Origin of the sequence: Blastococcus sp. KM273128 (genome assembly GCF_021698975.1) — a bacterium.
Taxonomy (GTDB): Bacteria; Actinomycetota; Actinomycetes; order Mycobacteriales; family Geodermatophilaceae; genus Blastococcus.
Window position 1 is genome coordinate 13,366 of the sequence record NZ_SSXA01000030.1, and the last position, 26,364, is coordinate 39,729.

Annotated in this window: 29 protein-coding genes and 2 pseudogenes; 19 read left to right on the plus strand and 12 right to left on the minus strand. The window is 75.5% G+C overall.

Going from position 1 to position 26,364, the window contains the following annotated elements; genetic code table 11:
* Positions 1–178 precede the first annotated feature (178 nt).
* From E9529_RS10825 to E9529_RS10835, 3 genes are read left to right on the plus strand one after another with little or no spacing between them, the layout of a single operon-like run.
* Positions 179–2,644, plus strand: a complete 2,466-nt coding sequence (locus tag E9529_RS10825; protein ID WP_236831163.1) for a molybdopterin oxidoreductase family protein — start codon at positions 179–181, stop codon at positions 2,642–2,644.
* Positions 2,641–3,123: a hypothetical protein gene (locus E9529_RS10830; protein WP_236831164.1), complete on the plus strand. Its 483-nt coding sequence runs from the start codon at positions 2,641–2,643 to the stop codon at positions 3,121–3,123. The genes E9529_RS10825 and E9529_RS10830 overlap by 4 nt, the downstream gene beginning before the upstream one ends.
* Complete coding sequence (locus tag E9529_RS10835; RefSeq protein WP_236831165.1) at positions 3,120–3,800, plus strand: GPR1/FUN34/YaaH family transporter; 681 nt, start codon at positions 3,120–3,122, stop codon at positions 3,798–3,800. Before E9529_RS10830 ends, E9529_RS10835 begins: the two co-directional genes overlap by 4 nt.
* A 28-nt stretch (positions 3,801–3,828) precedes the next feature.
* On the opposite strand, the gene E9529_RS10840 is transcribed toward E9529_RS10835, so the two are convergent.
* The 5 genes from E9529_RS10840 to E9529_RS10860 all read right to left on the minus strand — a co-directional run bounded on the left by E9529_RS10840 (position 3,829) and on the right by E9529_RS10860 (position 8,865).
* Positions 3,829–5,199: a DUF2254 domain-containing protein gene (locus tag E9529_RS10840; RefSeq protein ID WP_236831166.1), complete on the minus strand. Its 1,371-nt coding sequence runs from the start codon at positions 5,197–5,199 to the stop codon at positions 3,829–3,831.
* Positions 5,200–5,202: 3 nt separating this feature from the next.
* On the minus strand, positions 5,203–5,793 hold the full coding sequence (locus tag E9529_RS10845) for a GerMN domain-containing protein (protein WP_236831167.1): 591 nt from the start codon (positions 5,791–5,793) through the stop codon (positions 5,203–5,205).
* Positions 5,790–7,232: a HAMP domain-containing sensor histidine kinase gene (locus E9529_RS10850; RefSeq protein WP_236831168.1), complete on the minus strand. Its 1,443-nt coding sequence runs from the start codon at positions 7,230–7,232 to the stop codon at positions 5,790–5,792. The genes E9529_RS10845 and E9529_RS10850 overlap by 4 nt, the downstream gene beginning before the upstream one ends.
* Positions 7,229–7,906, minus strand: coding sequence for a response regulator transcription factor (locus E9529_RS10855; protein WP_236831169.1), 678 nt, complete (start codon positions 7,904–7,906; stop codon positions 7,229–7,231). The genes E9529_RS10850 and E9529_RS10855 overlap by 4 nt, the downstream gene beginning before the upstream one ends.
* A gap of 83 nt (positions 7,907–7,989) precedes the next feature.
* On the minus strand, positions 7,990–8,865 hold the full coding sequence (locus E9529_RS10860) for a metallophosphoesterase (protein WP_236831170.1): 876 nt from the start codon (positions 8,863–8,865) through the stop codon (positions 7,990–7,992).
* Positions 8,866–9,275: 410 nt separating this feature from the next.
* On the opposite strand from E9529_RS10860, the gene E9529_RS10865 reads away from it, so the two are divergent.
* On the plus strand, positions 9,276–9,764 hold the full coding sequence (locus E9529_RS10865) for a hypothetical protein (protein ID WP_236831171.1): 489 nt from the start codon (positions 9,276–9,278) through the stop codon (positions 9,762–9,764).
* A 70-nt stretch (positions 9,765–9,834) separates the two neighbouring features.
* On the opposite strand, the gene E9529_RS10870 is transcribed toward E9529_RS10865, so the two are convergent.
* A complete protein-coding gene (locus tag E9529_RS10870) occupies positions 9,835–9,978 on the minus strand; it encodes a hypothetical protein (RefSeq protein WP_236826088.1) in 144 nt (47 codons plus the stop codon).
* A 153-nt stretch (positions 9,979–10,131) separates the two neighbouring features.
* On the opposite strand from E9529_RS10870, the gene E9529_RS10875 reads away from it, so the two are divergent.
* The 4 genes from E9529_RS10875 (at position 10,132) to E9529_RS10890 (ending at position 12,787) form a co-directional block, all read left to right on the plus strand.
* The gene (locus E9529_RS10875; protein WP_236831172.1) at positions 10,132–10,596 is read left to right on the plus strand and encodes a helix-turn-helix domain-containing protein; all 465 of its coding nucleotides are present in this window, start codon (positions 10,132–10,134) and stop codon (positions 10,594–10,596) included.
* Between the two features lie 104 nt (positions 10,597–10,700).
* A complete protein-coding gene (locus tag E9529_RS10880) occupies positions 10,701–11,096 on the plus strand; it encodes a VOC family protein (RefSeq protein ID WP_236831188.1) in 396 nt (131 codons plus the stop codon).
* A gap of 124 nt (positions 11,097–11,220) precedes the next feature.
* A complete protein-coding gene (locus tag E9529_RS10885; protein WP_236831173.1) occupies positions 11,221–12,513 on the plus strand; it encodes a S8 family serine peptidase in 1,293 nt (430 codons plus the stop codon).
* Positions 12,514–12,553: 40 nt separating this feature from the next.
* Entirely contained in the window at positions 12,554–12,787 is a 234-nt protein-coding gene (locus E9529_RS10890; protein WP_236831174.1) for a hypothetical protein, read from the plus strand.
* A 9-nt stretch (positions 12,788–12,796) separates the two neighbouring features.
* Here E9529_RS10890 and E9529_RS10895 read toward each other — a convergent pair whose 3' ends face one another.
* Positions 12,797–13,252: an STAS domain-containing protein gene (locus E9529_RS10895; RefSeq protein WP_236831175.1), complete on the minus strand. Its 456-nt coding sequence runs from the start codon at positions 13,250–13,252 to the stop codon at positions 12,797–12,799.
* A gap of 239 nt (positions 13,253–13,491) precedes the next feature.
* Between E9529_RS10895 and E9529_RS10900 the strand changes: the two genes are divergently transcribed.
* From E9529_RS10900 to mug, 3 genes are read left to right on the plus strand one after another with little or no spacing between them, the layout of a single operon-like run.
* Positions 13,492–14,559, plus strand: a complete 1,068-nt coding sequence (locus E9529_RS10900; RefSeq protein WP_236831176.1) for a phosphotransferase family protein — start codon at positions 13,492–13,494, stop codon at positions 14,557–14,559.
* Positions 14,550–15,206 carry a histidine phosphatase family protein gene (locus E9529_RS10905; RefSeq protein ID WP_236831177.1) on the plus strand — a complete coding sequence of 219 codons (657 nt, stop codon included), beginning with the start codon at positions 14,550–14,552 and terminating at the stop codon, positions 15,204–15,206. The genes E9529_RS10900 and E9529_RS10905 overlap by 10 nt, the downstream gene beginning before the upstream one ends.
* The gene (gene mug, locus E9529_RS10910) at positions 15,203–15,727 is read left to right on the plus strand and encodes a G/U mismatch-specific DNA glycosylase (RefSeq protein WP_236831178.1); all 525 of its coding nucleotides are present in this window, start codon (positions 15,203–15,205) and stop codon (positions 15,725–15,727) included. The genes E9529_RS10905 and mug overlap by 4 nt, the downstream gene beginning before the upstream one ends.
* Before the next feature lie 9 nt (positions 15,728–15,736).
* Here mug and E9529_RS10915 read toward each other — a convergent pair whose 3' ends face one another.
* Positions 15,737–16,006, minus strand: a complete 270-nt coding sequence (locus E9529_RS10915) for a YciI-like protein (RefSeq protein ID WP_236831179.1) — start codon at positions 16,004–16,006, stop codon at positions 15,737–15,739.
* 56 nt (positions 16,007–16,062) lie between these two features.
* On the opposite strand from E9529_RS10915, the gene E9529_RS10920 reads away from it, so the two are divergent.
* Positions 16,063–16,503 carry an NAD(P)H-dependent oxidoreductase gene (locus E9529_RS10920; RefSeq protein WP_236831180.1) on the plus strand — a complete coding sequence of 147 codons (441 nt, stop codon included), beginning with the start codon at positions 16,063–16,065 and terminating at the stop codon, positions 16,501–16,503.
* A 73-nt stretch (positions 16,504–16,576) separates the two neighbouring features.
* Positions 16,577–17,350, plus strand: coding sequence for an alpha/beta hydrolase (locus E9529_RS10925; protein ID WP_236831181.1), 774 nt, complete (start codon positions 16,577–16,579; stop codon positions 17,348–17,350).
* A 385-nt stretch (positions 17,351–17,735) separates the two neighbouring features.
* Here the strand turns inward: E9529_RS10925 and E9529_RS10930 are convergent, their stop codons facing one another.
* Positions 17,736–17,939, minus strand: coding sequence for a cold-shock protein (locus E9529_RS10930; RefSeq protein WP_236826100.1), 204 nt, complete (start codon positions 17,937–17,939; stop codon positions 17,736–17,738).
* A 261-nt stretch (positions 17,940–18,200) separates the two neighbouring features.
* Between E9529_RS10930 and E9529_RS10935 the strand changes: the two are divergent.
* Positions 18,201–19,559: pseudogene (locus tag E9529_RS10935) on the plus strand (alpha-amylase family protein).
* A gap of 11 nt (positions 19,560–19,570) precedes the next feature.
* Here the strand turns inward: E9529_RS10935 and E9529_RS10940 are convergent.
* Complete coding sequence (locus E9529_RS10940; protein WP_236831182.1) at positions 19,571–19,765, minus strand: hypothetical protein; 195 nt, start codon at positions 19,763–19,765, stop codon at positions 19,571–19,573.
* 83 nt (positions 19,766–19,848) lie between these two features.
* On the opposite strand from E9529_RS10940, the pseudogene E9529_RS10945 reads away from it, so the two are divergent.
* The 4 genes and pseudogenes from E9529_RS10945 (at position 19,849) to E9529_RS10960 (ending at position 23,382) form a co-directional block, all read left to right on the plus strand.
* A pseudogene (locus E9529_RS10945) lies at positions 19,849–20,682 on the plus strand (alpha/beta fold hydrolase).
* 40 nt (positions 20,683–20,722) lie between these two features.
* Positions 20,723–20,905, plus strand: coding sequence for a PspC domain-containing protein (locus E9529_RS10950; protein ID WP_236831183.1), 183 nt, complete (start codon positions 20,723–20,725; stop codon positions 20,903–20,905).
* Between the two features lie 63 nt (positions 20,906–20,968).
* On the plus strand, positions 20,969–21,745 hold the full coding sequence (locus E9529_RS10955; RefSeq protein ID WP_236831184.1) for a cyclase family protein: 777 nt from the start codon (positions 20,969–20,971) through the stop codon (positions 21,743–21,745).
* Positions 21,742–23,382: a thiamine pyrophosphate-binding protein gene (locus E9529_RS10960; RefSeq protein WP_236831185.1), complete on the plus strand. Its 1,641-nt coding sequence runs from the start codon at positions 21,742–21,744 to the stop codon at positions 23,380–23,382. The genes E9529_RS10955 and E9529_RS10960 overlap by 4 nt, the downstream gene beginning before the upstream one ends.
* A 13-nt stretch (positions 23,383–23,395) precedes the next feature.
* On the opposite strand, the gene E9529_RS10965 is transcribed toward E9529_RS10960, so the two are convergent.
* Positions 23,396–23,758: a DUF1330 domain-containing protein gene (locus E9529_RS10965; protein ID WP_236826107.1), complete on the minus strand. Its 363-nt coding sequence runs from the start codon at positions 23,756–23,758 to the stop codon at positions 23,396–23,398.
* Between the two features lie 53 nt (positions 23,759–23,811).
* On the opposite strand from E9529_RS10965, the gene E9529_RS10970 reads away from it, so the two are divergent.
* Positions 23,812–24,684: an alpha/beta fold hydrolase gene (locus tag E9529_RS10970; protein ID WP_236831186.1), complete on the plus strand. Its 873-nt coding sequence runs from the start codon at positions 23,812–23,814 to the stop codon at positions 24,682–24,684.
* A 6-nt stretch (positions 24,685–24,690) separates the two neighbouring features.
* On the opposite strand, the gene E9529_RS10975 is transcribed toward E9529_RS10970, so the two are convergent.
* On the minus strand, positions 24,691–26,307 hold the full coding sequence (locus E9529_RS10975) for a peptide chain release factor 3 (RefSeq protein WP_236831187.1): 1,617 nt from the start codon (positions 26,305–26,307) through the stop codon (positions 24,691–24,693).
* Positions 26,308–26,364: the final 57 nt, after the last annotated feature.

Genomic DNA, 26,364 nt, shown 5'->3' on the forward strand with positions numbered 1-26,364 from the left:
TGACGAAACCATGTCACTTGCCGGCGCGCGCCGTTTGGCGAGGTCGGGCGGGGGCACGGGTGGCCCTGGTCCACGCCGGTGGGCAGCCGCCGGCGCCGCTCCGCACGACGTCGCCGGTCCGGCACCTGCGGACCCGTGGGCGACGTCCCCGCCCGATCCCGATCACCGGAGGACGCACGTGACGCGCATCGACCGGATCGCCGAGCCCTGGGGCACCCGCACGCCGTACGGGCCCGGCGAGCAGTGGCCCACCCGCGTGGACAGCCACCTCGCCGAGGGCCTGACCGAGGCCGACGTCGACCGCTGGGTGCAGTCGGCGACGATCCTGCACTCCAACGGCGACGGCCTGGACATCGCCGTCAAGGACGACCGCATCGTCGGCGTCCGCGGCCGCGCCGTCGACCGGGTGAACCACGGCCGGCTGGGCCCGAAGGACCTCTACGGCTGGCAGGCCAACCACTCGCCCGAGCGGCTCACCAAGCCGCTCGTCCGCCGGGACGGGAAGCTGGTCGAGACTGACTGGGACACCGCGATGGACGCGGTCGCCGGTCGGGCGAAGGAGCTGCTCGCCGAGCAGGGCCCCAGCGCCATCAGCTTCTACACCACCGGCCAGCTGTTCCTGGAGGAGTACTACACCCTCGGGCTCATCGCCCACGGCGGCATCGGCACCAACCACGTCGACGGGAACACCCGGCTGTGCACCGCCACGGCCGCCGCGGCGCTGAAGGAGTCCTTCGCCTGCGACGGGCAACCCGGTTCCTACACCGACATCGACCACGCCGACGTCATCGCGCTGTACGGCCACAACATGGCCGAGACCCAGACGGTGCTGTGGACCCGCATCCTGGACCGGCTGGCCGGCCCCAACCCACCGGCCGTCGTCTGCGTCGACCCGCGGGAGACGCCGGTGGCCCGGCACGCGACCGTGCACCTGGCACCGCGGCCCGGCACCAACGTCATGCTGGCGAACGCCCTGCTGCACGAGATCATCGGCAACGGCTGGGTCGACGCCGAGTACGTGCAGGCCCACGCGGTCGGCTTCGAGGAGCTGGTGAAGCGGGTCGAGAACTACCCACCGGAGGTCGCCGCCGAGGTCTGCGACGTCCCGGTCGAGCAGATCCGCGAGGCCGCGCGCATCATCGGCACCGCCGAGCGGCTCCTGTCCACGGTGCTGCAGGGCTTCTACCAGGCCAACCAGGCCACCGCCGCGGCCGTGCAGGTCAACAACATCCACATCGTCCGCGGCATGCTCGGCAAGCCCGGCTGCGGCATCCTGCAGATGAACGGCCAGCCCACCGCGCAGAACACCCGGGAATGCGGCGCCGACGGCGACCTGCCGGCGTTCCGCAACTGGTCCAACGACGAGCACATCGCGGACCTCGCGCGGGTCTGGAACGTCGACCCGATGGACATCCCGCACTACTCGCCGCCGACGCACGCCATGCAGATGTTCCGGTACGCCGAGGAGGGCTCCATCCGGTTCATGTGGGTGCAGGCCACCAACCCGGCGGTCTCCCTCCCGGAGCTCGGCCGGATCCGCGAGATCCTGGCGCAGGAACGGCTCTTCCTCGTGGTGCAGGACATCTTCCTGTCCGAGACCGCCCAGCTCGCCGACGTCGTCCTGCCCGCCGCCACCTGGGGCGAGAAGACGGGCACCTTCACCAACGTCGACCGCACGGTGCACCTGTCGGAGAAGGCGGTCGACCCGCCCGGTGAGGCGCGACCCGACCTCGACATCTTCATCGACTTCGCCCACCGCATGGGGCTGGCGGACAGGGACGGCGCCCCGCTGGTGAAGTGGTCGACGCCGGAGGAGGCCTTCGAGGGGTGGAAGGAGTGCACCCGCGGCCGGCCCTGCGACTACACCGGCCTCTCCTACGACAAGCTCCGCGGGGGCAGCGGCATCCAGTGGCCGTGCAACGACGAGCACCCCGACGGCACCGAGCACATCTACGTCGACGGCCGGTTCTGGTCGGACCCGAGCTACTGCGAGAGCTACGGCCGGGACCTCGTCACCGGGGCGCCGCTGTCCCCGGTCGAGTACAAGGCGATGAACCCCTCCGGGAAGGCGGTGCTCAAGGCCGCCGAGTACGTCCCGCCGCACGAGGTGATCAGCGAGGAGTACCCCTTCCAGCTGATGACCGGGCGCACCCTCTACCACTTCCACACCCGGACCAAGACCGGTCGGGCGCCGCAGCTGCAGAAGGCGGCACCGGAGGTGTGGGTCGAGATGGCGGCGAGCGACGCGGCCGACCGGGGCTTCACCGAGGGGGACCTGCTCGAGGTGAGCACCCCGCGCGGGAGCGTCGAGGCGAAACTGCGGATCAGCGGTATCCGCCCCGGGGCGGTCTTCCTGCCGTTCCACTACGGCTACTGGGACGAGCCCGCCGGCCACGAGCCCGACGGCGAGCGCGGGCGGGCGGCCAACGAGCTGACCATCACCGACTGGGACCCGGCGTCCAAGCAGCCGATCTTCAAGACGGCGGCGGCCGCGGTGAAGCGGCTGAAGAAGTCCGACGGCCCGTCCCCGGCGCCGACGACGACCGGCTCACGTCCGGTCACCGGCGGGGTGCCGCCCACGACCGGCGGCGAGCCCGCCCTGTCCACCGAGGAGCTCACCACCGTGGCCGGAGGTGCCCGATGAAGCTGCACCTGGCGATCGAGGAGCTGCACCGTTCCGAGAACCACCTCGCCGGCGCGCTGCTGGCGATGTCGGACCGGCACAAGGCCGACCACGAGGTCTTCCACGTGGCGCGCGACATCGCCCGCTGGTCGCAGGACCACGTCCGCGCCCTGGCCGACATCGGGAGGGACTTCGGCCTGGACCTGGACCCGGAGCCGAAGGGGGACCCCACCGTCCTGGAGAAGGCCCGCCAGAAGGCGTCGGACCTGATGGGGCGCAGCAGCACGCCCGGGATGCTCCTGCTGGCCGACCTCCGGCACATCTACCGCGAGGCGTCGGGCACGTCGCTGGACTGGGAGCTGCTCGCCCAGGGGGCGCAGGGCGCCCGCAAGAGGGAGCTGCTCCAGCTCGCCGAGCGCTGCCACCCCGACACCCTGCGCCAGGTGCGCTGGGCGAACGGGAAGCTCAAGGAGTCCGCGACCCAGGTGCTGGTGAGTTGAGCGGCGACGGCGCGGCCTCGGCGGCCGGCACCCGGATCGTGCTGCGGCCGCTGGCCACGCCGCTCCCGCTCGGCTTCCTCGCCCTGGCATTGGCGACGACGATGTTCAGCGCGGTGCAGCTGGGCTGGATCGCGCCGGCGGAGGGGCGGGTGGCCGGCTACACGGCGCTGTTCGCCACCGTGCCGCTGCAGCTGCTGGCCTCGGTCATGGGCTTCCTCACCCGGGACCCGGTGGCGGCCACGGGGATGGGCCTGCTCAGCGGCACCTGGGCGGTCGCGGGCGTCAGCACGCTGACCACGCCGCCCGGCTCCACCAGCGACGGCCTCGGGGTGGTGCTGGTGGTCGCCGGCCTGGCCATGCTGGTGCCCGCCGCCGCGGCCGTGAGCAGCAAGGTCGTGCCGGCCGCGGTGATGGCGCTGGCCGGCACCCGCTTCGCCGTGACCGGCATCGCCGAGGTGAGCGGGTCGGCCGCCTGGCAGACGGCCGCGGGCTGGGTCGGGCTGGCCCTGGCGACCCTCGCCCTGTACGCCGCGCTGGCTCTCGAGCTCGAGGGTGCGCAGGAGCGGACCGTCCTCCCGCTGGGCCGGCACGGCCCCGGCCGCGCCGCGATGGCCGGGGAGGGGCCGCTGGCCCCGCAGCGGCTGGTCGAGGAGGCCGGGGTCCGCCCGCAGCTGTGAGGGGCCCGTCCGGCGTCGGCCCCGGTGGTCAGCCGGCCTCCCCGGCCGGCGCCGGCGACCGGGGGCTGAGCCGCCGGGCGGGCGACCAGCGGCCGGCCAGGGCGTCCTCGACCGCGGCCCGCCAGGCGCTCGTCTCCCGGTTGTCGACGGCGGTGCTCTCCAGCGCCTGCTCCACGGTGCGGTCGAGCAGGGCGCGCAGCGCGGCGTCGAGCCCCTCCCCGCGGACCCGCCACGCCAGCTCGTGCAGCAGCCCGGCGATCCGGCGCAGCACCGCGGGCTGCCCCGAGGCGTACTGCAGCGGCTCCTCCAGGCCCAGGGCGAGCAGCTCCTCGGCGGTCCACCGCGGCACGAGCAGCCGCACCACGCCGTCCTCGTCCCGCCAGGCGCGGAGGCTGCTGCGGCGGGGGAGGAGGTCGCCGAGCAGCGCCGAGACGTGGGACAGCGCGTGCACGGCGGTCGTCGGGTCGTTGATCCCCGGCGACAGCGCCCGGCCGGCGATGTCGACGATCTTGCGCAGGCTGTAGGCCGGGTCCTGCTCGGGGCTGCGCTCGTAGGACAGCTTGACCCCCTCGTTCACCGCGTCGCGGAGCGCCCCGGGGTCGCCGTCGGCACCTCCCTCGCGCCGCCAGGCCTCGGCCAGGGGCGTGCCGGCGACGACGGCGTCGCCGGTGCGGGGGGAGAGCGCGAGGACCACACCCGCGTCCCGGGCCGCTCGCACCAGGCGCTGGGGGTCGACGCGGACCACGAATCCGCTGCGCGTCGCCTCGACCGGGGTGCCCGTGCCCTCGGGTCGGCGCGGGGTGTCCTCCGGCTCCTCCTCGTCCCGGACGGCCAGGGTCGCCTCGGCGTGGACGTCGCGGAGCATGGTCTCCACGCGCAGGGAGCGGGCCAGGTGCCCGAGGAAGACCACCAGCGCCGTCACGCTCCCCAGCGCGAAGACGAACGCCAGGGTGATCGACAGCCTCGGCACGAACGAGTTGTCGCCGGCCGCGGCCTCCGCCGTCCGTACCGTGCGCAGGACGGTCAGCGCGTAGACGAACGTGCCGGTCAGCTGCGCCAGGCTGAGCTGGACCACCCGGTCGGTGGCGAAGGTCTGCAGCAGGCGCGGGGAGTACTGGCTGCTGCCCAGCTGCAGCGCGACGACGGTGAGCGAGAAGATCACGCCGGTCACCGAGATCAGCGAGCCCGCGATCGCCGACAGCAGGTCGCGCGCCGCGGCCGGGCCACCCCCGAACACGAAGCTCAGCGGGTTGGTCGGGTCGTCGGTGCCGACGTAGCCGTCCACGAACGGCATCGCGATGCCGAGCGCGACGGCGAGCGTGACCGTCAGCAGCGGGATCGGCCACAGCGCGCTGCGCATCCACCGCCACAGGCGGCGGACCGGGTGGACGTCGTGCATGGGCTAGTCCTCGCTCGCCGGGCCGGTGCCCGCGGTCGGGGTGGCACCGGGCGGCGCCACCGACAGGAACTGGTCACGGCCGACGGGCCCGTCGGAGAGCCCGTCGTCGGTGGGCACCTCCAGCGGCGTCCCGTCGATCAGGAAGCGCACCCGCGTCGTGCCGGGCAGCTCGGTCAGGGTCCAGACGACCTGGGCCACGGCGAGCAGCTGGTTGCCCCCGGTGATGCCGGCGAACTCCCGGGTGACGCTCACCGCCGTGATGCCGCCGGGCAGCCCCTCGTCCGCGACGATGGACTGCGGCGCCACCGCGGTGCGCAGGCCGCCGACGACCTCTGCCCGCGTGGGTCCGGTCGCGAGCAGGGTGACGACGCTCTCCGGGGTGGCGGCCCGCGTCGCGCGGGCGACCGCTTCCAGCTGCGCCCCGCGCACCAGGTAGACGACGACCCCCGGGCCGGCGTCGTCGGCGCGCGGCGTCGAGGTGCCGGGCGTCGCGGTGGGGACGGCGATGCGCTCGGGCTGCGGCTGCGGCTGCGGGTCCACGCCGCACCCGGTGAGCACCGCGAGCAGGCAGAGCGCGACGGCCAGCGCCCTCACGGCCCGGTCTCCTCGGGGAGCGAGACGACGAACCGGGCGCCACCGTCCGGGCCGTCCTCGACGTGCACCGTGCCGCCCATCAGCCGGACGTGCCGGGCGACGAGGGCGAGCCCGAGGCCCGACCCCTCCGTGCGGGTGCGGATGCTGCCCGAACCCCGGGCGAACCGCTCGAAGACCCGGTCGCGCTCGGCCGCGGCCACGCCCGGACCGGCGTCGTCGACGGTCACCAGCGCGTGGTCGCCGGACCGCTCGACCGCGATGCCGGTGACGCCGCCGCCGTGCCGGTCGGCGTTGTCGAGGAGGTTGCCGAGCACCCGTTCCAGGCGGCGCTTGTCCACGCACACGACGGCCCCCTCGGCGTCGGGGTGCACGGTCACCAGTTCGGCGGTCGAGCCGTCCAGCCGGTGCCGGGCGGCGACCTCCCGGGTGAACGCGGACAGCTGCACGGGCTCCAGGGTGAGGTCGGCGCTGCCGGCGTCGGCCCGCGAGATCTCCAGCAGGTCGGCGACCAGGCGCTCGAACCGCTCCACCTCCGCGCGCAGGAGCCCGAGCGCCTCGGCCTGCTCCGCGTCACCCGGGTCCGCGGTGGCCTCGACCAGGTCCAGCGCGCCCATCATCGTGGTCAGCGGGCTGCGCAGCTCGTGGCTGACGTCGGCGGCGAACCGGGCATCGCTGCGCACCCGCTGCTCGAGGGCCTCGGCCGTCTGGTTGAACGAAGCCGCGATGGGGGCGAGCGACGGGTCGCCGCGCGGGTCGATGCGGGTGTCCAGCGCGCCGCCGGCGACGGCGGCCGCCGCGGCGGAGATCCGGTCCAGCGGGCGCAGCGTGGGCCCGGTGAGCCACCAGCCGACCACCACGGCCAGCGGCACCGAGCCGAGCACCGCGAGCGCGAGCACCGTGGCGAGCACCCGGTAGGTCCGGTCCAGCTCGCTCAGGGGGAACACCTCGATGTAGGCCGAGCCCAGCTCGGCCAGCGGCACCGCGACGGCCATCACCGTCTCGCCGTCGACCTCGATCCGCTGCCGGACGGACCTGCCGGCCACGGCTTGCTCGCGCAGCTCCTCGGGCAGGTCGTCGCGGCCGACGAGCAGTGACGTGGTGGTCCAGGCGCCGCCGTCGACGAGCAGCGAGGTGGAGCCGGTCTCCCGCGGCAGCTGGGCGAGGACCTGGGCGACGTCGAGGCCCTCGGTGGCCAGCGAGCGCTGCACCTGGGCGGCGTTGTCCGAGGTCTGCACCAGGGTGACGCGCTCGCGCTGGACGAGGAGGAACTGGGAGACCGCCACCCACACGGCGACCGCCAGCACCGTCGACAGCAGCAGGGTGACGGCGGCGAAGGCCACGGTCGCCCGCGCTCTCAGGGTGGTGAGGCGGTGAGGCGCGCGGCCGACCGGGGCGACGCCCGCGGCGGGGGAGGTGGCCCCGCCGGCCGGCGCGGTCACCCAGGGACCCGGTAACCCATGCCCCGGACGGTCGTCACCAGGGTCGGGTTCGACGGGTCTGGCTCGATCTTCTTCCGCAGCCGGCGGACGTGGACGTCGACGAGCCGGGAGTCGCCGAAGTAGTCGTAGCCCCACACCCGCTCGAGCAGCTCCTCGCGGCTGAGCACCCGGCCGGGGTCGGTGGCGAGCTCGCAGAGCAGCCGGAACTCGGTGCGCGTGAGGCTGAGCAGCTCGCCGTCGCGCGTCACGGTGCCCTCGGCGGGCGAGACGTCCAGGTCGCCGACGGTGAGGTGTACGCGCGGCTCCGGGGCGCGGGTGCGGCGGGCCAGCGCCCGGATGCGGGCGGAGAGCTCCTTGACGACGAACGGCTTGGAGACGTAGTCGTCGGCCCCCGCCTCGAGACCGGCCACCACGTCGTGGCTGTCCGACCGGGCGGTGAGCATGATGACGGGGACGTTCGAGGCGCGCCGGATCTCCCGGCAGACCTCGAAACCGTCCTTCCCCGGCAGCATCAGGTCCAGCAGGACCACGTCGAAGGACTTCTCGGCGAGGGCGGCCAGGCCGTCCTCGCCGGTGGCCGCCTCGGTGACCTCCAGCCCCTCCCGCTGCAGGGTCAGCTGCAGCATGCGCCGGATCCGGGGGTCGTCCTCGATGATGAGCACGGACCGCGACATGCCGTCCAGTCTGCCCAGCCTGCCGGGAACTACTCACCGGACCCCGTCCGGGTGAGCACCGCGGGCGGCGGCGGGCCAGCGGCTCACCCCTCGGTGCCGAGCTCGACGAGGACCAGCTGCGGCGGGGCGTTGATCCGCACCGGCACCGTGCTGAAGCCCAGCCCGCAGAAGACGAACATGCGGTTGCCCTCGGCGCCGTAGGTCTCCGGTGCCCAGCCGTCGGCGACGATCGCCTCCTCGGCGGTGAGGCCGAGGTAGGACCACCGCGGGGTACCGGGCAGGGCCACCTGGCCGCAGTGGGTGTGCCCGGCGAGCGCCAGCGGCGCCGTGCCGGCGGGCAGTTCGGGGAAGACCGTGGGGTTGTGCATGAGCACGACACGCGGCGCGCCGTCGGGGACCTCGGCGAGGGCGGCGTCCACGTCCACCTCGCCGGGCCACGCCGCCCCGATGCCCACGACGTTCAGGGCGTCGGCGCCCTCCCCGGTCCCGGGGACCGCGGCCGCCTCGTTGCGCAGCACGGTGATGCCGGCCTCCTCGAAGGCGCTGACCAGCTCGTCCACGGCCCCCACGGCGTAGTCGTGGTTGCCGAGCACGGCGTAGGTCGGGATGCCCGAGTCGACCAGCGGCTGCAGGAGGTCCAGGACCGCAGCCACCTGCTCGGGGATGCCGGGGTCCCCGCTGTAGACGTAGTCGCCCCCGAGGAGGGCGATGTCGGGCCCGGCCCCGACCAGCTCCTCCACGGCCCGGGACACCATGCCCTCGTTGGCCCACCACATGCCCACCTGCAGGTCGGAGATCATCCCGACCTCGGTGCCGGCCGCCGTGCCGGCCAGTTGCGGGAGCGGCACCTCCAGCCGCTCCCGGTCGAGGATCAGGCGCGGTTCCACCAGGACGCCGTAGACCAGCAGGAGGACGACGAGCACGCCGAGGGCGGCGGCGGTGCGCTTGAGCCAGGTCATGGTGGGCGTCCTCCCGTCGGCGGGTGTGGCGCAGCGGGCGGGGACGCCGGGGCCACCCGCCCGCCGCGGCTGCGGTAGCCGGCATGCCCAGGGGTGCCGGGTGCATGCGGCGGGCGGCCCGTCCGCAACGGCGTCGTCACACGCCGGGTACCCCCCCGTCCCCGGCCCGGCGCCTCCGACCACCCGGGGCGCGGCCGATCGAGTGACGGGACCGCGATGCCCGAGGACGTCGTCCTTTGCGATGCGGTGACGAACCCGCCGCCGTGCAGATGTGCCGGGGCGAGCCTGGGCAGCACCCGGTCGGCGGACCACCGCCGCGACCCTCCGAGCCGCCGAGAGGACACCGACATGACGACGAGCCGGCCCAGCCCCGTCGCCCCCGCACCGGCCTCGGGAGCGGGGTGGGCACGGTGACGCGATCGGGGCGGCACCTCCGCCGCGGGGTCCCCGTCGTCCTGCTGGCCGCGCTGCTCCCCGGCGCCGCCCTCGCGGGCTGCGGTGAGGACGACGACCCTGCCGCCGGTGCGGTGGACGTCGACGTCCGGCCGCCCGAGGACCTGGCGGACCCGTACACCGGTGCCTACGACGCGGCGTTCCGCGAGGACATGGAGGCCTACGCCGGGATCGAGGTCAGCCTGGTGGGTGAGGTGGGCCGCATCGTCTCGCCCATCGCCTTCACGCTCACCGGCGACGGCGCCGAGCCGGTCCTCGTCGTCACGGACCGGGAGATGCCCGACCTGCGACCGGGGCAGGCCGTCGCGCTGGGCGCGGAGCCGACCGAGGACTTCGACCTGGCCGCGCTCGAGCGGGAACTGGGCACCGACCTGCCGGACGAGGCCTACGAGGAGTGGGACGGGGACGTCTTCCTCGACGCGACGACGGTGGAGGTGCGTCCCTGAGCAGGGGAACCGGCACCCCCGCCACGGCGGGGGCGCCGGTCCGGTCAGCGGCGGACCGCCGGCTCAGCGGTCAGCGGCGGGCGCCGAGGGCGGCGATCTCGTGCGCGGACTCGAGGGTCGGCGCGGTGGCCAGCGCCCGGGCGAGGGCGCGCTCCTCGCGCAGGTGCGCGCGGACGGCGTGCCGGCGGGCGAGGACGGTGCGGAGGCGGGTCATGGCGGGTCCTTCCGGAGCAGCGGTGGTGGTGCGAGCGCTGCAGGGGGCCGGGCGGGCCGGCCGGAGACCGTCCGCCTCCTGGGTTCGCACCCTGAACTCTGCTCCTCCGTGCGCGGTTCGGCAAGTGAACCCAGCATGGTTATCCTCACACCCGTGAGCGACGCCACGTTCGACCGGTCCCGCTGCTCCGTCGCCGGCACGCTCTCCGTCGTGGGGGAGAAGTGGAGCCTGCTCGTCCTCCGCGAGGCGTTCCTGGGGGTGCGGCGGTTCGGCGACCTGCAGCAGGCTCTCGGTGCGCCGAAGGCGGTGCTCACCGACCGGCTGGCCACGCTGGTCCGCGAGGGGGTGCTCACCCGCGAGCCCTACCGCGCCGAGGGGGAGCGGCAGCGCCACGAGTACCGGCTCACCGACAAGGGGCGCGACCTCTACCCGGCGCTGGTCGCCCTCATGGCGTGGGGGGACCGCTGGCTCGCCGACGGCCCGCCGCCGCTCGCGCTGGAGCACCGGGACTGCGGTGCCGCGGTGCGGGTCGCCCTGGTGTGCGACGACGGCCACGAGGTCGGCGGGCCGCGGGAGGTCCGGGCCCGGGCCGCGGAGGCCGGCGTGCCCCGGGCGTGACCCCCCGGTCGGCGCACCGATGAGTTCCCGCCGACCCCGTCGTCCTACCCGCGAGCCCGGCGGGAGGCGCCGGGCGACCCCGACCCGAGGAGCTCCCCGTGCGCATGATCTTCGTGAACCTGCCGGTGGCCGACCGCGACCGCGCCGACGCCTTCTACGGGGCGCTGGGCTTCCGGCGCAACGACCAGTTCTCCGACGACCGGACCGTCTGCTACCAGGTCGAGGAGAACATCGTCGTCATGCTGCTCACCCGTGACCGGTTCGCCGACTTCGTCGCGGGCGAGGTCGGCGACCCGGCGCAGGCGACCACCGTGCTCAACGGTCTGTCGGCGGACAGCCGTGAGGAGGTCGACCGGCTCGTGTCCACGGCGATCGCGGCCGGTGGGAAGCCCTGGCTCCCCGCGCAGGACCACGGCGCCATGTACGGCGCCAGTTTCGCCGACCCGGACGGCAACGTCTGGGAGGTCGTCTGGATGGACCCGGCGGTGATCGCCGGCTGAGCACCCCGGTGCCACGGTCGTCGGCTGGCGGCCGTGCCCACTCTCCGGAACCCTGTCGTCACCGGCCGCTCCCGGCGGTCGGCGGGGGAGAGGCCGCGGTGCGCCGCGGCGCGGAGGGGGAGCAGTGATCGATCCGCAGGCGGCCGGGGAGCCGGAGGTCGTGCGCCACGGGGCGGTCGGCCCGCTGACCCGCACCACCGGACGGCAGGTGCTGGTCCTCGCCGACGACGGCCCGGTGGACTGGGCGCGAGCCGGGCTGCGCGACGTGGCCGACTCGAGGGACTTCGCCGACGGGGTCGTGCCCCCGGAGGTCCTGCGCGGGTCCGCCGCGATCGTCTTCGCGGCGCTCGGCATCGCCGTCGTGGCCGCGGACCCCGCCCAGGTCGGCGTGCTGGCGGCGGCGGGCGGGGGCCGGCCGGTGCTCTCGGTCTCCCCGGAACTGGTGCACCACGTGCTGGACCCGGTACCCGCGAGCTACGCCCTCGGGTACCGGGACGGCGTCGCGGACCTCACCGGCCGCCTCCTGGCCGCCCCGGGCGGGGAGCTTACCGGTCCGGCGCGGTTCGAGGACAGCCGCCAGGCGACGTGGGGGGTGCGGGCCGTCGGCGCCGACGTCTCCTCCCGGTCCGGGCGCGGCATCCGGGTCGCCGTGCTCGACACCGGATTCGACCTCGGCCACCCGGACTTCGCCGGGCGGGCGGTCACGGCGCAGTCCTTCGTGGCCGGAGAGGGGCCCCAGGACGGGCACGGCCACGGCACCCACTGCATCGGCACCGCCTGCGGGCCGCGCACCCCGCCGTCGGGCCCGCGCTACGGCGTCGCCCACGAGGCGGATATCTTCGCCGGGAAGGTGCTCGGCGACGACGGCAGCGGGACCGACGCCGGCATCCTCGCCGGGATGAACTGGGCGGTGACGAACCGCTGCCCGGTGATCTCCATGTCGCTGGGTGCCGACGTGCCGGAGGCGCACCCGCCGTACTCGGCGGCCGGCCGCCGGGCGCTTGCCCAGGGGTCGCTCGTGGTTGCCGCCGCCGGCAACAACGCCGACCGGCGCGCGGGTTCGTGGGGCTTCGTCGGCGCCCCGGCCAACAGCCCGGAGATCCTGGCGGTGGGTGCCCTGGACCAGGCGCTCGCCCCGGCCTGGTTCTCCGCCCGCAGCCTGCCCGGGCGCGGCGGGCAGGTCGACGTCGCCGCCCCCGGGGCCGACGTCTGCTCGGCGTGGCCCATGCCCACGCGCTACAGCACCATCAGCGGCACGAGCATGGCGACACCGCACGTCGCCGGGGTCGCCGCGCTCTGGGCCGAGGCGACCGGACGGCGCGGGCTGGAGCTGTGGGCCACGCTGGTGCAGGAGGGCGAGCGGCTGCTCCAGCCCTCCGTCGACACGGGCAGCGGGCTGGTGCTGGCGCCGCGGTGAACCGTTCCCGGGGCGGCGCGTTCCTCGTATGGTCGGGGGCATGACCCAGGTCAGCGTGACCGTGGACGACCGGCACCTGAGCGCGCTCGACGGCGTCGTGCGGGGCCTGCGCGCCCGCGGGATGCACGTCGACCAGGTGCTCGACGGGCTCGGCATCATCACCGGCTCGGTGCCCCCGGGCACGCTCGGCGCGCTGAGCGCGGTCGCCGGTGTGGCCTCCGTCGACGAGCAGCAGGTGCACCGCCTCCCCCCGCCGGGGGCGCCGGTCCAGTAGCCGGGGTCGCTACCCCTCCGTCGGGACGGCGCGGACCGGGTGCCCCACCCGGAGCGGACCGGCGTGCGGGAGCGGGCGGCGTCCGTCGGCGGCCGGCCCCGGCGCGGGCCCGGCCGGGCGGAGGTCCAGCATCTGCTGCAGCCCCACGAGCAGGATCAGCCGGTGCAGGCAGGGGCTCGGGCGCTGCACCACCAGGGCGCACCCGTGCCGACGGGCGAGGTGGTGCGCCGTCACCAGGGCCCGCAGCCCCGCCGCGTCGCAGAACACGACCTCGGCGGCGTCGACCGACCAGCAGGGGTGCGCCCCGTCGGCCAGCGCGGAGAGCCCGTCGAGCAGCAGGTGGACGTGCTCGCGGTCGAGTTCCCCGGCGACGGTCACCGTGGCGCTCACCAGGTCGACGTCGAGGCGGAAGGGGACCGGCGGGACCTCGGGCGCGGTGTCGGGTGCTGCGAGGTGCAGTGACATGGCGACTCCCTGGCGGGTGCCCCGGCAGGCGGCTCTGGGGCACGGGTCACGCCTGACGGCGTGCGTGGGGCCGGAGCTTCGACCTCGGGGCTCACCGTAGCGGGTGAATCGAGACGGCGCAGCCCTGCAACCCGGCGCGGCGTCTCGTCGTCACCGTCCGCGACCGGCCGGCACCTGCCCACCGGCGGCCGCCCCGGTCGGCGGCGGGCGCCGGGACGCCGCGTGGTGGGATGGGGCCGATGAGCGAGAACGCCGGCCGGCTGCGTGAGGTCCGCCCCGAGGACGCCTTCGACGTCGAGGCCGTGCACGCGTGGCTGGCGCCGCGCGTCCCGGCGCTGGAGGGGCGGGCTGCCCCCCGGGTGCGGCAGTTCTCCGGCGGCGCCAGCAACCTCACCTACCTGCTGGACTACGGCGACCCGCAGCTGGTGCTGCGCCGGCCGCCGCACGGGCACAAGGCCGCCTCGGCGCACGACATGGGGCGGGAGGTGCGGGTGCAGCAGCGGCTGCGGCCGCACCTCCACGTCGTCGCGGAGATCCACGGCTTCTGCCAGGACCACTCGGTCATCGGCAGCGACTTCTACGTCATGGAGCAGCTGGTCGGCACCGTGCTCGGGCGGAAACTGCCCGAAGGCGTCGAGCTCTCCCCCGAGCAGGCCCGGGTGCTGGGCGAGACCGCCTACGACACCCTCGCCGAGCTGCACTCCATCGACGTCGACGCCGCCGGGCTGGCCGACCTCGGCAGGGGGCCCGGGTACGTCCGCCGGCAGGTGGAGGGCTGGTCCCGCCGCTTCCGCGACGCCCGCACCGATGACGTCCCGCCCGCCGAGGAGCTGATGGGCTGGCTCGCCGGGCACCAGCCCGAGGACGTGCGGGCGAGCCTGCTGCACGGCGACTGGAAGCTGGACAACCTGGTGCTGGACCTGTCGGGCACGCCGCGGATCACCGGCGTCCTGGACTGGGAGATGGCCACGGTCGGCGACCCGCTGATGGACCTGGGCGCCTCGCTGGCCTACTGGGTCACCGCCGACGACGACGAGGAGTTCGGGCTGGTCTCCACCCAGCCGAGCACGCTGCCCGGGATGCCCACCCGAGAGCAGCTGGTGGCGCGCTACCTCGAGCGCACGGGGCTCACCACCGGCAACTGGGCGTTCTACGAGGTCTTCGGCCTGTTCCGGCTGGCGGTGATCGTCCAGCAGATCTGGGCGCGGTACCGCTCCGGGCACACCACCAACCCGCGGTTCGCGCACTTCGGCATCGCCGCCGCCGTCCTGCTCCAGCGCGCGGAGCGGCTGGCCGGATGCCGCTGATCTGCCTCGTCCGGCACGGGCAGGCCTCCTTCGGTGCCGACGACTACGACGTCCTGAGCGAGCTGGGCCGCGAGCAGTCCCGCTGCGCGGGCGAGGAGCTGCGGCGGCGGGAGCTGCGCGACCCGCTGGTGCTCTCGGGCACGCTGCGCCGGCAGCGCGACACCGCGGCGCTGCTCGCGGGGGCGGCCGGTTTCGAGCCCGCCGGGGAGCCCGACCCCCGGCTCGACGAGTACGACCACCTCGACCTGCTGAAGCGCTACCCCGCCGACGACGGCGGACCGGTGGGTGGCTCCGGCTCCCGCCAGGTGCAGCGGCTGCTCGACGGCGCGCTCCGCTCGTGGATCGCGGCCGGCGACGCCGACGGCTGGCCGGCCTTCTCGGCGGGGGCGGCCGCGGCCGTCGCCGACCTGGCCGCCGGGCTCCCGCGGGGCCGGGACGCCGTCGTCGTCAGCTCCGGCGGGGTGATCGCGGCGGTCGTGGCCGGGTTGCTCGGTGCGCCGGCCGACGGCGTGGTGGCGCTGAACCGGGCCGCGGTGAACGTCGGGGTCACCTCCGTGCTGGCGGGCGCCTCGGGGCTGTCGCTGCTGGCCTTCAACGACCACGCGCACGTCACCGGCGACCGGCGGCACCTGCTCACCTACCGATGACCCCGCCGTCCGGCAAACCGGTGCCCGACGTCGTCGAGCCCGGCCTGGACGTGCTGTTCTGCGGCATCAACCCCTCGCTGCTGTCGGCGGAGACCGGCCACCACTTCGCGCGCCCCGGCAACCGCTTCTGGCCGGCGATCCACCTCGCCGGGTTCACCCCGCGGCTGCTGCGCCCCGAGGAGGGCCGCGAGCTGCTGCGGTACGGGCTCGGGGTGACCAACGTCGTGGACCGGCCGACGCGCACGGCGGCGGAGCTCTCCGCCCAGGAGCTGCGGGCCGGGGCGGAGGCGCTGGAGCGGCTGGTGGCGAGCGTGCGGCCCCGGGTGCTGGCGGTCCTCGGCATCACGGCCTGGCGGCAGGGCTTCGCGCGGCCCCGGGCGGTCGCCGGGCGCCAGCCCGAGCGGGTCGGCGGTGCGGTCACCTGGGTGGTGCCGAACCCCAGCGGGCTCAACGCGCACGTCCAGCTCCCCGACCTGGCCCGCATCTACGCGCAGCTGCGCCCGGGCGACGCGGGGAGCTGACCGGCCGGGTCAGCCGACGACGACGTCCCAGGGCCGGATGGTCCACGCCGTCACCAGGCCCTGGGTGACGTAGGGGTCCTCCGCCACGAACCGCTCCACCACCTCGCGCGGCGCCGTCCAGACCAGCAGCGCGCGGTCGTACGGGTCGGGCAGCGCGCCGGCCAGCAGCAGCTCGCCCCGCTCGTGCGCCCCTCGCGCCAGCGCGAGGTGGTCGGCGCGCAGGGCGGTCCGGCGCTCCAGGTAGTCGTCGGCCAGGACGTACTCGAGGACCAGGTGCACGGCCCCACTCTCACACCTCGGCACCGGCGGTGGGGCCGGGGGGCGAGAATGCGGGGGTGCCCCGCCTGCTCGTGGTCCACCACACCCCCTCGCCCGCCCTGCAGGCCGTGCTGGAGGCGGTGCGCGAGGGCGTCGGCCTCGTCGACGACGTGGAGCCGGTGCTGCGCCCGGCGCTCTCGGCGGGGGCGGCGGACCTGCTCGCCGCCCACGGCGTCGTCCTGGGCACCCCGGCCAACATCGGCTACATGTCGGGGGCGCTGAAGCACTTCTTCGACACCGTGTACTACCCCTGCCTGGAGGCGACCGCGGGCCTGCCGTTCGGGGTGTACGTGCACGGCAACGACGACACAGAGGGCGCCCTGCGGAGCATCGAGCGGATCACCGGCGCGCTGCGCTGGAAGCAGGTGGCGGCGCCCCTCAGCCTGACCGGGGCGCCCGGCCCGGCGGACCTGGAGGCCTGTCGGGAGCTCGCGGCCACCGTCGCGGTCGGCCTCTGACGCGCCCTCGCGCCGTCCGTGTCGCCGGCCGCTCGCCGGGTACCGCACCGGACCTGCCGGGGAGGAGGGCCGTGTGCCGACACGACGAGCCGTGCTCCGCACTGCCGCCGGCGCCCTCGCCCTGCTGGGGGCCGGGTGCGCGTCCCGGTCACCGCGCCCGGCCGGCGGATCGGGTGAGGAGCGGGACGGCGCGGTGCTGACCGCTCGCCCGGCCGCGCCGCCACCGGAGGGCGTCCCCGAGCCGGGCACCCGGCCGCTCGGGCTCCCGTCCGGGGAGGCCCTCATGCACGTGCCCGCGGGCCTGGGCACCGGTCCCCTGCCGCTGGCCGTCTCGCTGCACGGCGCGGGCGGCGACGCGGACGCGGGGCTGGCCCTGCTGCGGCCGGCGGCCGACGAGCACGGGCTCGTGGTCCTGGCACCAGGCTCCGCCGGCGCGACCTGGGACGCCGTCGGGGGTGGCTACGGCCCGGACGCCGCGCACGTCGACCGGGCGCTGGTCGAGGTGTTCGCCTCGGTGCCGGTGGACCCGGCCCGCACCGCGGTCGCGGGTCTCTCCGACGGGGCGTCGTACGCGCTCGGGCTCGGCCTGGCCAACGGACGGCTCTTCCGCCGGGTCGTCGCGTTCTCCCCGGGCTTCGTGCCTCCGGCCCCGCGGTCGGGCGACCCGGCGGTCTTCGTGTCGCACGGCGTCGACGACGAGGTGCTGCCGATCGACCGGACCAGCCGGCGGATCGTGCCCACCCTGGAGGAGGACGGCTACGACGTCACCTACCGGGAGTTCCCCGGAGGGCACGCCGTACCCGCGGAGGTGGTCGCCGCGGCCGTCGGCTGGATCACCGCCGGCTGAGCCCCGGGCCGTGCTGGATGCCGGAGTGCGGGGCCCGCCAGGTCACCAGCGCAGCGGGTGGGTGGAGCGGGAGTGCGCCGTGCGGCAGGCCCGGCAGTTGCCCCACGAGACGATGGCCAGCGACGTCGCGGGGCCACCGCACTCGGGGCACTCGACGGGCTCGGCCGATCCGGCGCGCGCCTCGGCGATGGCGCGGGTCCGCGGCTCGTGGATCCGCTCGTCCCCCCGGCAGGGGCAACCGAGGTGGGCTTCCTCGCAGCGTCCCTCGTGCGTGGCGATGGCGCGTTCCCCTCGGTCGGGTGGCCGGTGCGGCGGGAATGCCGGGACCGGGACGCGAGAAGGGGCCACGGCGCAGCGCGCCGTGACCCCTTCCCTCACGCGTCGATCAGAGCGCGCGGACGTTCTCCGCCTGCGGGCCCTTCTGGCCCTGCGTGACGTCGAACTCGACCTGCTGCCCCTCGTCGAGGGACTTGTAACCGGAGCCGGTGATGGCGGAGTAGTGGCAGAAGACGTCGGCGCCGCCGCCGTCCTGGGCGATGAACCCGAAGCCCTTCTCCGCGTTGAACCACTTCACAGTGCCCTGAGCCATGTCGTTCTTCTTCCGTGCTGGGAGGTGACCGCACAGGTACGTACCGGGTGCGGGGCCGCCGCACCGACCGGCAGGACCGAGAGGGAACGTCAGGCAGAGACGACTGCGGACGTCCAAGAACGAAAGCAGAGGCGCAACAGCGACCACGGAGAACTGTACAGCCACGTGGGTGGCTCCGTGGGAAGACCTGGTCGCCGCGCTCCTCCGCGGGGTGCGACCCGGCCGGCGGGTGCGGTCGGCGCGTGCGCGAGCATCGTCGGCATGGAGTCCCCGAGCACCCGCGAGCCGGGCTGGGTGCACGACGCCCTGTGGTGGCACGTCTACCCGCTGGGTTTCGTCGGCGCCGAGCCGGCCAACGCCCCGGGGCAGCCGGTCCGGCACCGGCTGCGGCAGCTGCTGCCGTGGCTGGACCACGCGGTCGAGCTCGGCGCCTCGGGGCTCGCCCTCGGCCCGGTCTTCGCGTCGGAGACGCACGGCTACGACACCACCGACCACCTGCGCATCGATCCCCGGCTCGGCGACGACGCCGACTTCGACGCCCTGGTCGCCGCGTGACGCGCCCGGGGCCTGCGCCTGCTGCTCGACGGCGTCTTCAACCACGTGGGCCGCGGTCACCCGGCGTTCCAGCGGGTGCTGGCGGAGGGCCCCGCCGCCGCCACGGCGGGCTGGTTCCGGTTGCGCTGGCCCGGCGGGGCCGAGGCGTGGCGGCCCGGGACGGAGCCCGCCTACGACGACTTCGAGGGGCACGCTGCCCTCGTGGCGCTGGACCACCGGTCCCCGGACGTCGTCGACCACGTCAGCGGGGTGATGGAGCACTGGCTCGACCGGGGCGCCGACGGGTGGCGGCTGGACGCCGCCTACGCCGTGCCCACCGCGTTCTGGGCGCAGGTGGCGGGCCGGGTGCGCGCCCGCCACCCCGGTGCCTACCTGATGGGCGAGGTCATCCATGGCGACCAGCGACGCTTCGTCGCGGAGTCGGGGCTGGACGCGGTCACCCAGTACGAGCTGTGGAAGGCCATCTGGAGCTCGCTCAACGACCGCAACTTCTTCGAGCTCGACGCGGCGCTGAACCGGCACGACGACGTCCTGGGCAGGTTCGTGCCCTACACCTTCGTCGGCAACCACGACGTCACCCGCATCGCCAGCCGGCTGGACGACGAGCGGCACCTCGCGCACGCCCTGGTGGTGCTGCTCACCACCGGTGGCACCCCGGCGGTGTACGCCGGGGACGAGCACGCCTTCCGCGGCGTCAAGGAGGACCGGGCCGGAGGGGACGACGCCGTCCGCCCGGCCTTCCCGGCCGCTCCCGGGGAGCTCTCCCCGCTGGGCCTGCCCGTCTACCACCTGCACCAGGAGCTCATCGGCCTGCGTCGCCGGCACCGCTGGCTGCACACCGCCCGGACGACGACGCTGCACCTGCGCAACGAGCAGGTCGTGTACGAGGCCCGCGAGGGTGCCGGACGGCTCGTCGTGGCGCTGTCGGTCTCCGGCGACCCGTCGGAGCTGCCCGCTCCCGGAGCCGGCGGCGTGCTGGCCGGCCGGGCCGACGTCGTCGCGCCCGGGTCACCCGGCGCCCGGGTGCGGCTCCCCGGGCACGGGTGGGCCGTGTTGGCCGGCTGAGGGCGGGCGGTTCAGCGGCTGGCCGCCAGGTCCTTCACGGCCTTGACCACGTACATCACCGACAGCGCGAGGAACAGGGCCCCGATCGCGGCCCGCACCTGGTCGTCGGTGACCGGGGTGCGCTGGGACACCGGCCCCGCGACGGTGTCGGCCACGCGCGCGCGCCAGCCCTTGAGGCCGGCTTTCCCGAAGGTGATCGCATCCATGGTCGGCGTCCTTACCCCGCCGGCGCCGGGATAGGCGGGGAGGGCGCGCATCGGGCGGGCGCGCGCCGGGCACTGCAGGCGGCATGGAGCTCCCGGTCGGCAGCACCCGCACGGTCGACGTCGGCGATCGCCGGCTGAACGTCTGGGAGGCCGGTGGGACCGGCCCGGTCGTGCTGCTGGTGCACGGCATCCCCACCAACCACCTGCTCTGGCACGACGTCGTCCCCGCGGTCGCCGGCTCGGCGCGGGTGCTGGCCGTCGACATGCTCGGCTACGGCGACTCCGACGCCCCCGGCGACCACCCGGTCGACCTCGCCGTCCAGGCGGCGCTGATGCTGCGGGTGCTGGACGCGCTGTAGGTGGACCGGGCCGTGGTCGTCGGGCACGACCTCGGCGGGGGAGTGGCGCAGATCCTGGCCACCACCAGCACCGGCCGCGTCGCCGGGCTCGGCGTCGTGAACGGGGTCTGCTACGACGGCTGGCCGGTGCCGGTGGTGCGGGCCCTCAAGGCCGGCTGGCCGGCGCTGCCGCTCCTCCCGCCCGCGGTGCTGGCGAACGCGCTGCGCCCGGCGCTGCGCACGCTGTTCACCCACCAGGAGCGGGCCGCCCCGTTCCTCGACCGCTTCGTCGGGCCGTGGGCCCGCCCGGGTGGCCCTCGCGTCCTCGCCCGGCACCTGCGCTCGCTGGACTCGGTGTCCACGCAGACCGTGGCGCCCTTCCTGCCCCGGCTGGCGGTGCCCGCGGAGGTGGTGTGGGGGCGGCAGGACCACCAGATGAAGCCCCGGTACGGGCAGCGGCTGGCCGACGACCTGCCCGGCGCCCGCCTCACCTGGGTCGACGACGCGAGCCACTTCGTGCCCGCGGACCGGCCCGACGTCGTCGCCGAGGCGGTGCTGCGTCTCGTGGAGGGGGCCTGACCGAGGTGTTCCTGCCGGGACGCCCGGGTAGCGGGCGGGGATGACGAGACCGCTGGTCAGACCACGAGGACGGAAGATGATCGCCGGCGTCTGCGCCGGCCTCGCCCAGCGCTTCGGCGTCTCCACGGGCCTGGTGCGGATCGGCTTCGTGCTGTTCGGGCTCTTCGGCGTCGGGGAGCTCGCCTACATCGTGCTCTGGATCATGATCCCGAAGGAGCGCTGAGGGCCGTCGCACGGGGCCTGTGGTTGGCTGTCGGCCCAGCCGCCGGCCCCCGAAGGAAGTGCGATGTCGATCCTCTCCAGCCTCGCCGAGGCGCTGGTCAGCGCGCGCATCGAGGTCGTCGACCTCACCGCGCCCCTGTCGGCGGAGACGCCGGTCATCCAGCTGCCCGAGCAGTTCGCCCAGACGGCGCGCTTCGAGCTGGAGGAGCTGAGCCGCTACGACGACCGTGGCCCGGCCTGGTACTGGAACAACTTCCGCACCGGCGAGCACACCGGCACGCACTTCGACGCGCCCAACCACTGGGTCACCGGGCGGGACGGCGACGACGTCGCCTCCGTGCCCGCGGGGCGGCTGATCGCCCCGGCCGTCGTCCTCGACTTCTCCGAGCAGGCCGCCGCCGACCCCGACTTCCTGCTCGAGGTCGAGCACGTGCGCGCGTGGGAGGCCGAGCACGGCCCGCTGCCCGAGGGCGGCTGGCTGCTGTTCCGCACCGGCTGGGACGCCCGCTCGGCCTCCCAGCAGGAGTTCCTCAACGCCGACGACACCGGCCCGCACACCCCCGGACTGTCGGTCGAGTGCGCGCGCTGGCTGGCCGAGGAGTCGCCGGTGCTGGGGCTCGGCGTGGAGACGGTGGGCACCGACGCGGGTGCCGCGCACTCCTTCGACCCGCCGTTCCCCTGCCACGCGGCGCTGATGGGCAGCGGCAAGTACGGCCTCACCCAGCTGCAGAACCTGGCGCTGCTGCCGCCCACCGGCGCGCTGCTCGTGGCCGCCCCGCTGCCGATCGTCTCCGGCTCGGGCTCGCCGTCGCGGGTGCTCGCGCTGGTCGAGCGGGGATGAGCGGCGGCACCGGGCGCACCGTCGCGCAGGCGGTCGGGGAGACCCTCGTCGCACGCGGGGTCCAGGCGGTGTTCGGCGTCGTCGGCTCGGGCAACTTCGTCGCGACCAACGCGATGGTCGCCGCCGGCGCCCGGTACGTCGCCGCCCGCCACGAGGGCGGGGCGGCCACGATGGCCGACGCCCACGCGCGGGTGACCGGCCGGCCGGCGGTGCTCAGCCTGCACCAGGGCTGCGGGCTGACCAACGCGCTCACCGGCATCACCGAGGCGGCCAAGAGCCGCACCCCGCTGGTGGTGCTGACCGCGGAGGCGACGTCGGCGCGGTCGAACTTCTTCGTCGACCAGCCCGCGCTGGCCGCGGCGGTCGGCGCGGTCTCCCTCCGGGCGACCTCCGCGGACGACGCGGTGGCGGTGGCCGCGGCCGCCGTCGACACCGCTCGCCTGGAGCGGCGCACCGTCGTGCTCAACCTGCCGCTGGACGTGCAGGCGCTGCCGGCCGGGGACGCCGTGCCGCCGCCCGTGCCCACGGCTTCACCCGTCCAGCCCGACGAGGCGGCGATCGTGCGCCTGGCCGGGGCGGTGCGGGCCGCCCGGCGGCCGGTGTTCGTCGCCGGCCGCGGCGCGCGGGCCGCCCGCACCGCGCTGGAGGAGCTCGCCGAGCGGTGCGGCGCGCTGCTGGCCACCTCGGCGGTGGCCCGGGGGCTGTTCCGCGGCAGCGACTGGGACCTCGACGTCTCCGGCGGGTTCGCCACGCCGCTGGCCGCCGAGCTGATCTCGGGGGCCGACCTGATCGTGGGCTGGGGCTGCCAGCTCAACATGTGGACCATGCGCCACGGCCGGCTGATCGCCGAGGACGCGGTCGTGGTGCAGGTCGACGACGAGGCACCGGCGATCGGTGCCCAGCGCGAGGTGGCGTTCGGCGTCGTCGGCGACGTGCGCGCCACCGCCGAGGCGGTCACCGCGGCGCTGGCCGGCGCGTCGGGCGGGTACCGCACCGCGGAGGTGCGGGCGGCCATCGCCGCCCGCGGGCGCTGGCGGGACGAGCCACGAACCGACGGGGAGGGCGGCCGGATCGACCCGCGCGCGCTCACCACCGCCCTGGACGACCTGCTGCCCGCCGAGCGCGTCGTCGCCGTCGACTCGGGCAACTTCATGGGCTACCCGAGCATGTTCCTCGACGTCCCCGACGAGCAGGGCTTCTGCTTCACCCAGGCGTTCCAGTCGGTCGGGCTGGGCCTGGCGACGGCGATCGGCGCGGCGCTGGCCCGCCCCGACCGGCTGCCGGTGGCCGCGCTCGGCGACGGCGGGGCGCTCATGGGCGCCGCGGAGCTGGAGACGGTGGTCCGGCTCGGCCTGCCGATGGTCGTCGTGGTCTACGACGACGCCGGCTACGGCGCCGAGGTGCACCACTTCGGCCCCGACGGGCACCCGCTGGAGACCGTCCGGTTCCCCGAGACCGACTTCGCCGCCATCGCCCGCGGGCACGGGTACGACGCGGTCACCGTCCGGGAGCCCGCCGACCTCGACGGCGTCGCCGCCTGGCTGGCCGGCCCCCGGACCGCGCCGCTGCTGGTCGACGCCAAGGTGACCCGCGACGAGCCGTCGTGGTGGCTGGAGGAGGCGTTCCGCGGCCACTGAGGCCGCGGAGCGGTCACCAGGCGGTGGTCGCCTGCAGCACCGCCTCGGTCAGCGCACGGGTGCGCAGGCCGGTGACCTGCTGGTACTCGGGGTCGGCGACCATGCGGCTGAACGCCTCGCGCGAGGGGTAGCGGACCAGCAGCACCGCGTCCCAGTCCTGCCCGGACTCGGCCACCAGCGGCGTGGAGCCGCTGCCGGCGTAGAGCACCTCGCCGCCGTACCGCGGCAGGAACGTGGTGGAGAGGGCGTCGGCGTACTGCGCGTAGAGCTCCCGCCCGCCCTCGGCGAACCGGAGCAGGTTGAGCATCACGACGGGGCCGCCGGGGTCCTCCTGCAGGTAGCGCTTCAGGTCCGCACCGCGTGGATCGATCGCCATGCCGGCAAGCTACCGGGCCGGGTGACCGGGCCGGTCGCGGGTAGGGACGGCGGATGGACCAGGCAGCACGCCCCACCGAGCACACCCTGCGGCTCCGCGACGGCCGGACGCTGGCCTGGGCCGAGCACGGCGACCCCGACGGCTGGCCGGTGCTGGGCTGCCACGGCTCGCCGAGCTCCCGGCTGGAGCGGCACGTCGAGGACCCGGCCGACTACCGGCGGTGGGGGGTGCGCTTCATCGTGCCCGACCGGCCCGGCTTCGGGCGCTCGGACCCGCACCCCGGCCGCCGGGTCGCGGACTGGCCCGGCGACGTCGCCCAGCTGCTGGACCACCTCGGCGTCGAGCGGTGCGCGGCGCACAGCCTCTCCGGGGGCGCGGCCTACGCGCTGGCCTGCGCGCACGCGCTCGGCGAGCGGGTGACGACCGTGGGCATCCTCGGCGGCGCGCCCCCGCCGGACGTCCCCTGGCCGTGGCCGCGCTGGATCCCCGGGCAGCTGCGGGCCGCGGTGCACCGCCCGGGCCGGCTGGCGGCGGTGCTGCGGCCGGTGTTCGCCCCGATCGGGCTGCGGCCGGCGATGATCCCGCGCTACCTGCAGCTGCGGCTCAACGCCGCCGACCGGCGGGTGATCGGGCGCCCCGCCGTCCGGCGGGTGCTGGCCGACACCTTCACCGAGGGGCTGCGCAACGGCAGCGCGGTGCTCGCCGAGGACCGCGCCCTGCTGTTCCGGCCGTGGGGCTTCCCGCTGTCGGAGATCGGCCAGCAGGTGCACGTCTGGCACGGCACGCAGGACTGGCAGGTGCCCGTCGTGCTCGGTCAGGTGCTGAGCGCGATGCTGCCCCGCTGCTCGGCGCGCTGGCTCCCCGGGGAGGGGCACTTCCTCGTGTTCGACCACGCCGAGGAGGTGTACGCCGCACTGCGGCCCTGACCCGCGTCAGGCCAGCTGCGCGGCCACCAGCGGCTCGAGCGTGGCCCGCGGGTGCCGCTGCTGCAGGATCCGCAGCGCCCACTTGTCGGGGAACAGCGCCAGCAGCTCGCCGCCGGGCCGCTGCACCACTTCGACGCCGCCGGACGAGGCGATCAGCGGCAGCGACTCCTCGTCGGTGCGCATCGCCAGGCTGTAGGGCAGCCGGTCCAGCGCGACGGGGGCGTTGAACTCGTGCTCCATCCGGTGGGTGGCGACCTCGAACTGCATGGGCCCCACGACGGCCAGCACCGGCGAGCCGTCGCCGCGGCGCTCGGAGCGGAGCACCTGCACCACGCCCTCGGAGTCCAGCTGCTCGATGCCCTTGCGGAACTGCTTGTGCTTGGCGGTGTCCCGGCTGCGGACGACGGCGAAGTGCTCGGGCGCGAAGGTGGTCAGCGGCGGGAAGGCGACCGGCCGCTCGGTGAACAGCGTGTCGCCGACCCCGAGGGCCGAGGCGTTGACCAGGCCGACGACGTCGCCGGGGTAGGCGACGTCGACGCTCTCCCGCTCGCGGCCGAACACCTGCTGGGCGTACTTGGTGGCGAACGGCCGGCCGGTGCGGCCGTGGGTGACGACCATGCCGCGCTCGAAGACGCCCGAGCAGATGCGGATGTAGGCCAGCCGGTCGCGGTGCGCGGCGTCCATGCCCGACTGCACCTTGAACACGAAGGCGCTGAACGGCTCGCCGAGGTCGCGCACTGCGCCGCCGGCGTCCGGGCGCCCGGCCGGGGCGGGGGCGAGGTCGACCAGCGTGTCCAGCAGCGCCCCGACGCCGAAGTTGGAGACGGCGGAGGCGAACAGCACCGGCGTGGTGACCCCGCCGAGGAAGGACTCCTGGTCGTGCTCGGCGCCGGTGGCCTCGAGCAGCTCGGCCTCCTCGACGGCCTGCGCCCAGACCTCGCCCTCCCGGGCGGTGGCCTCGGCCGCGGCGAGCAGCTCCTCGGGGGCGATGGTGGCGCCGCCGGCGGTGCGGGTGAAGCGGCGGAAGGTGCCGTCGCGGCGGTCCAGCACGCCGCGGAAGTCCCCGGCAATGCCCACCGGCCAGGTCAGCGGGGTGGGGGTCAGCCCGGTGCGCTCGCCGATCTCGTCCATCAGCTCCAGGGCGTCCTTGCCCGGGCGGTCCCACTTGTTGATCACGGTGACGATCGGGATGCCGCGGTGCTTGCAGACGGCGAAGAGCTTCATCGTCTGCGTCTCGAGACCCTTGGCGGCGTCGACGAGCATCACCGCGGCGTCGACGGCGGTGAGCACCCGGTAGGTGTCCTCGGAGAAGTCGGCGTGGCCGGGGGTGTCGAGCAGGTTGATCACCGCGTCGCGGTAGGAGAACTGCAGCGCCGCGGAGGTGATGGAGATGCCGCGGGCGCGCTCCATGTCCATCCAGTCCGACACGGTGCCGCGCCGGCCGGCCTTGCCGTGCACCGCCCCGGCCTGCCCGATCACCCGGGCGTGCAGGGCGAGGGCCTCGGTGAGCGTGGACTTCCCGGCGTCGGGGTGGCTGATGACGGCGAAGGTGCGCCGCCGGGCGGCCTCGGTGACCGCGGCCCGGCCGGTGCGGTCGACGTCGCCGGCGGGGGTGGCGGTCACGGGTGGTTCTCCTCGGGGTGGTGCGGGCGCGGCCGCGGGCAGGGACCGGCGGCCGCG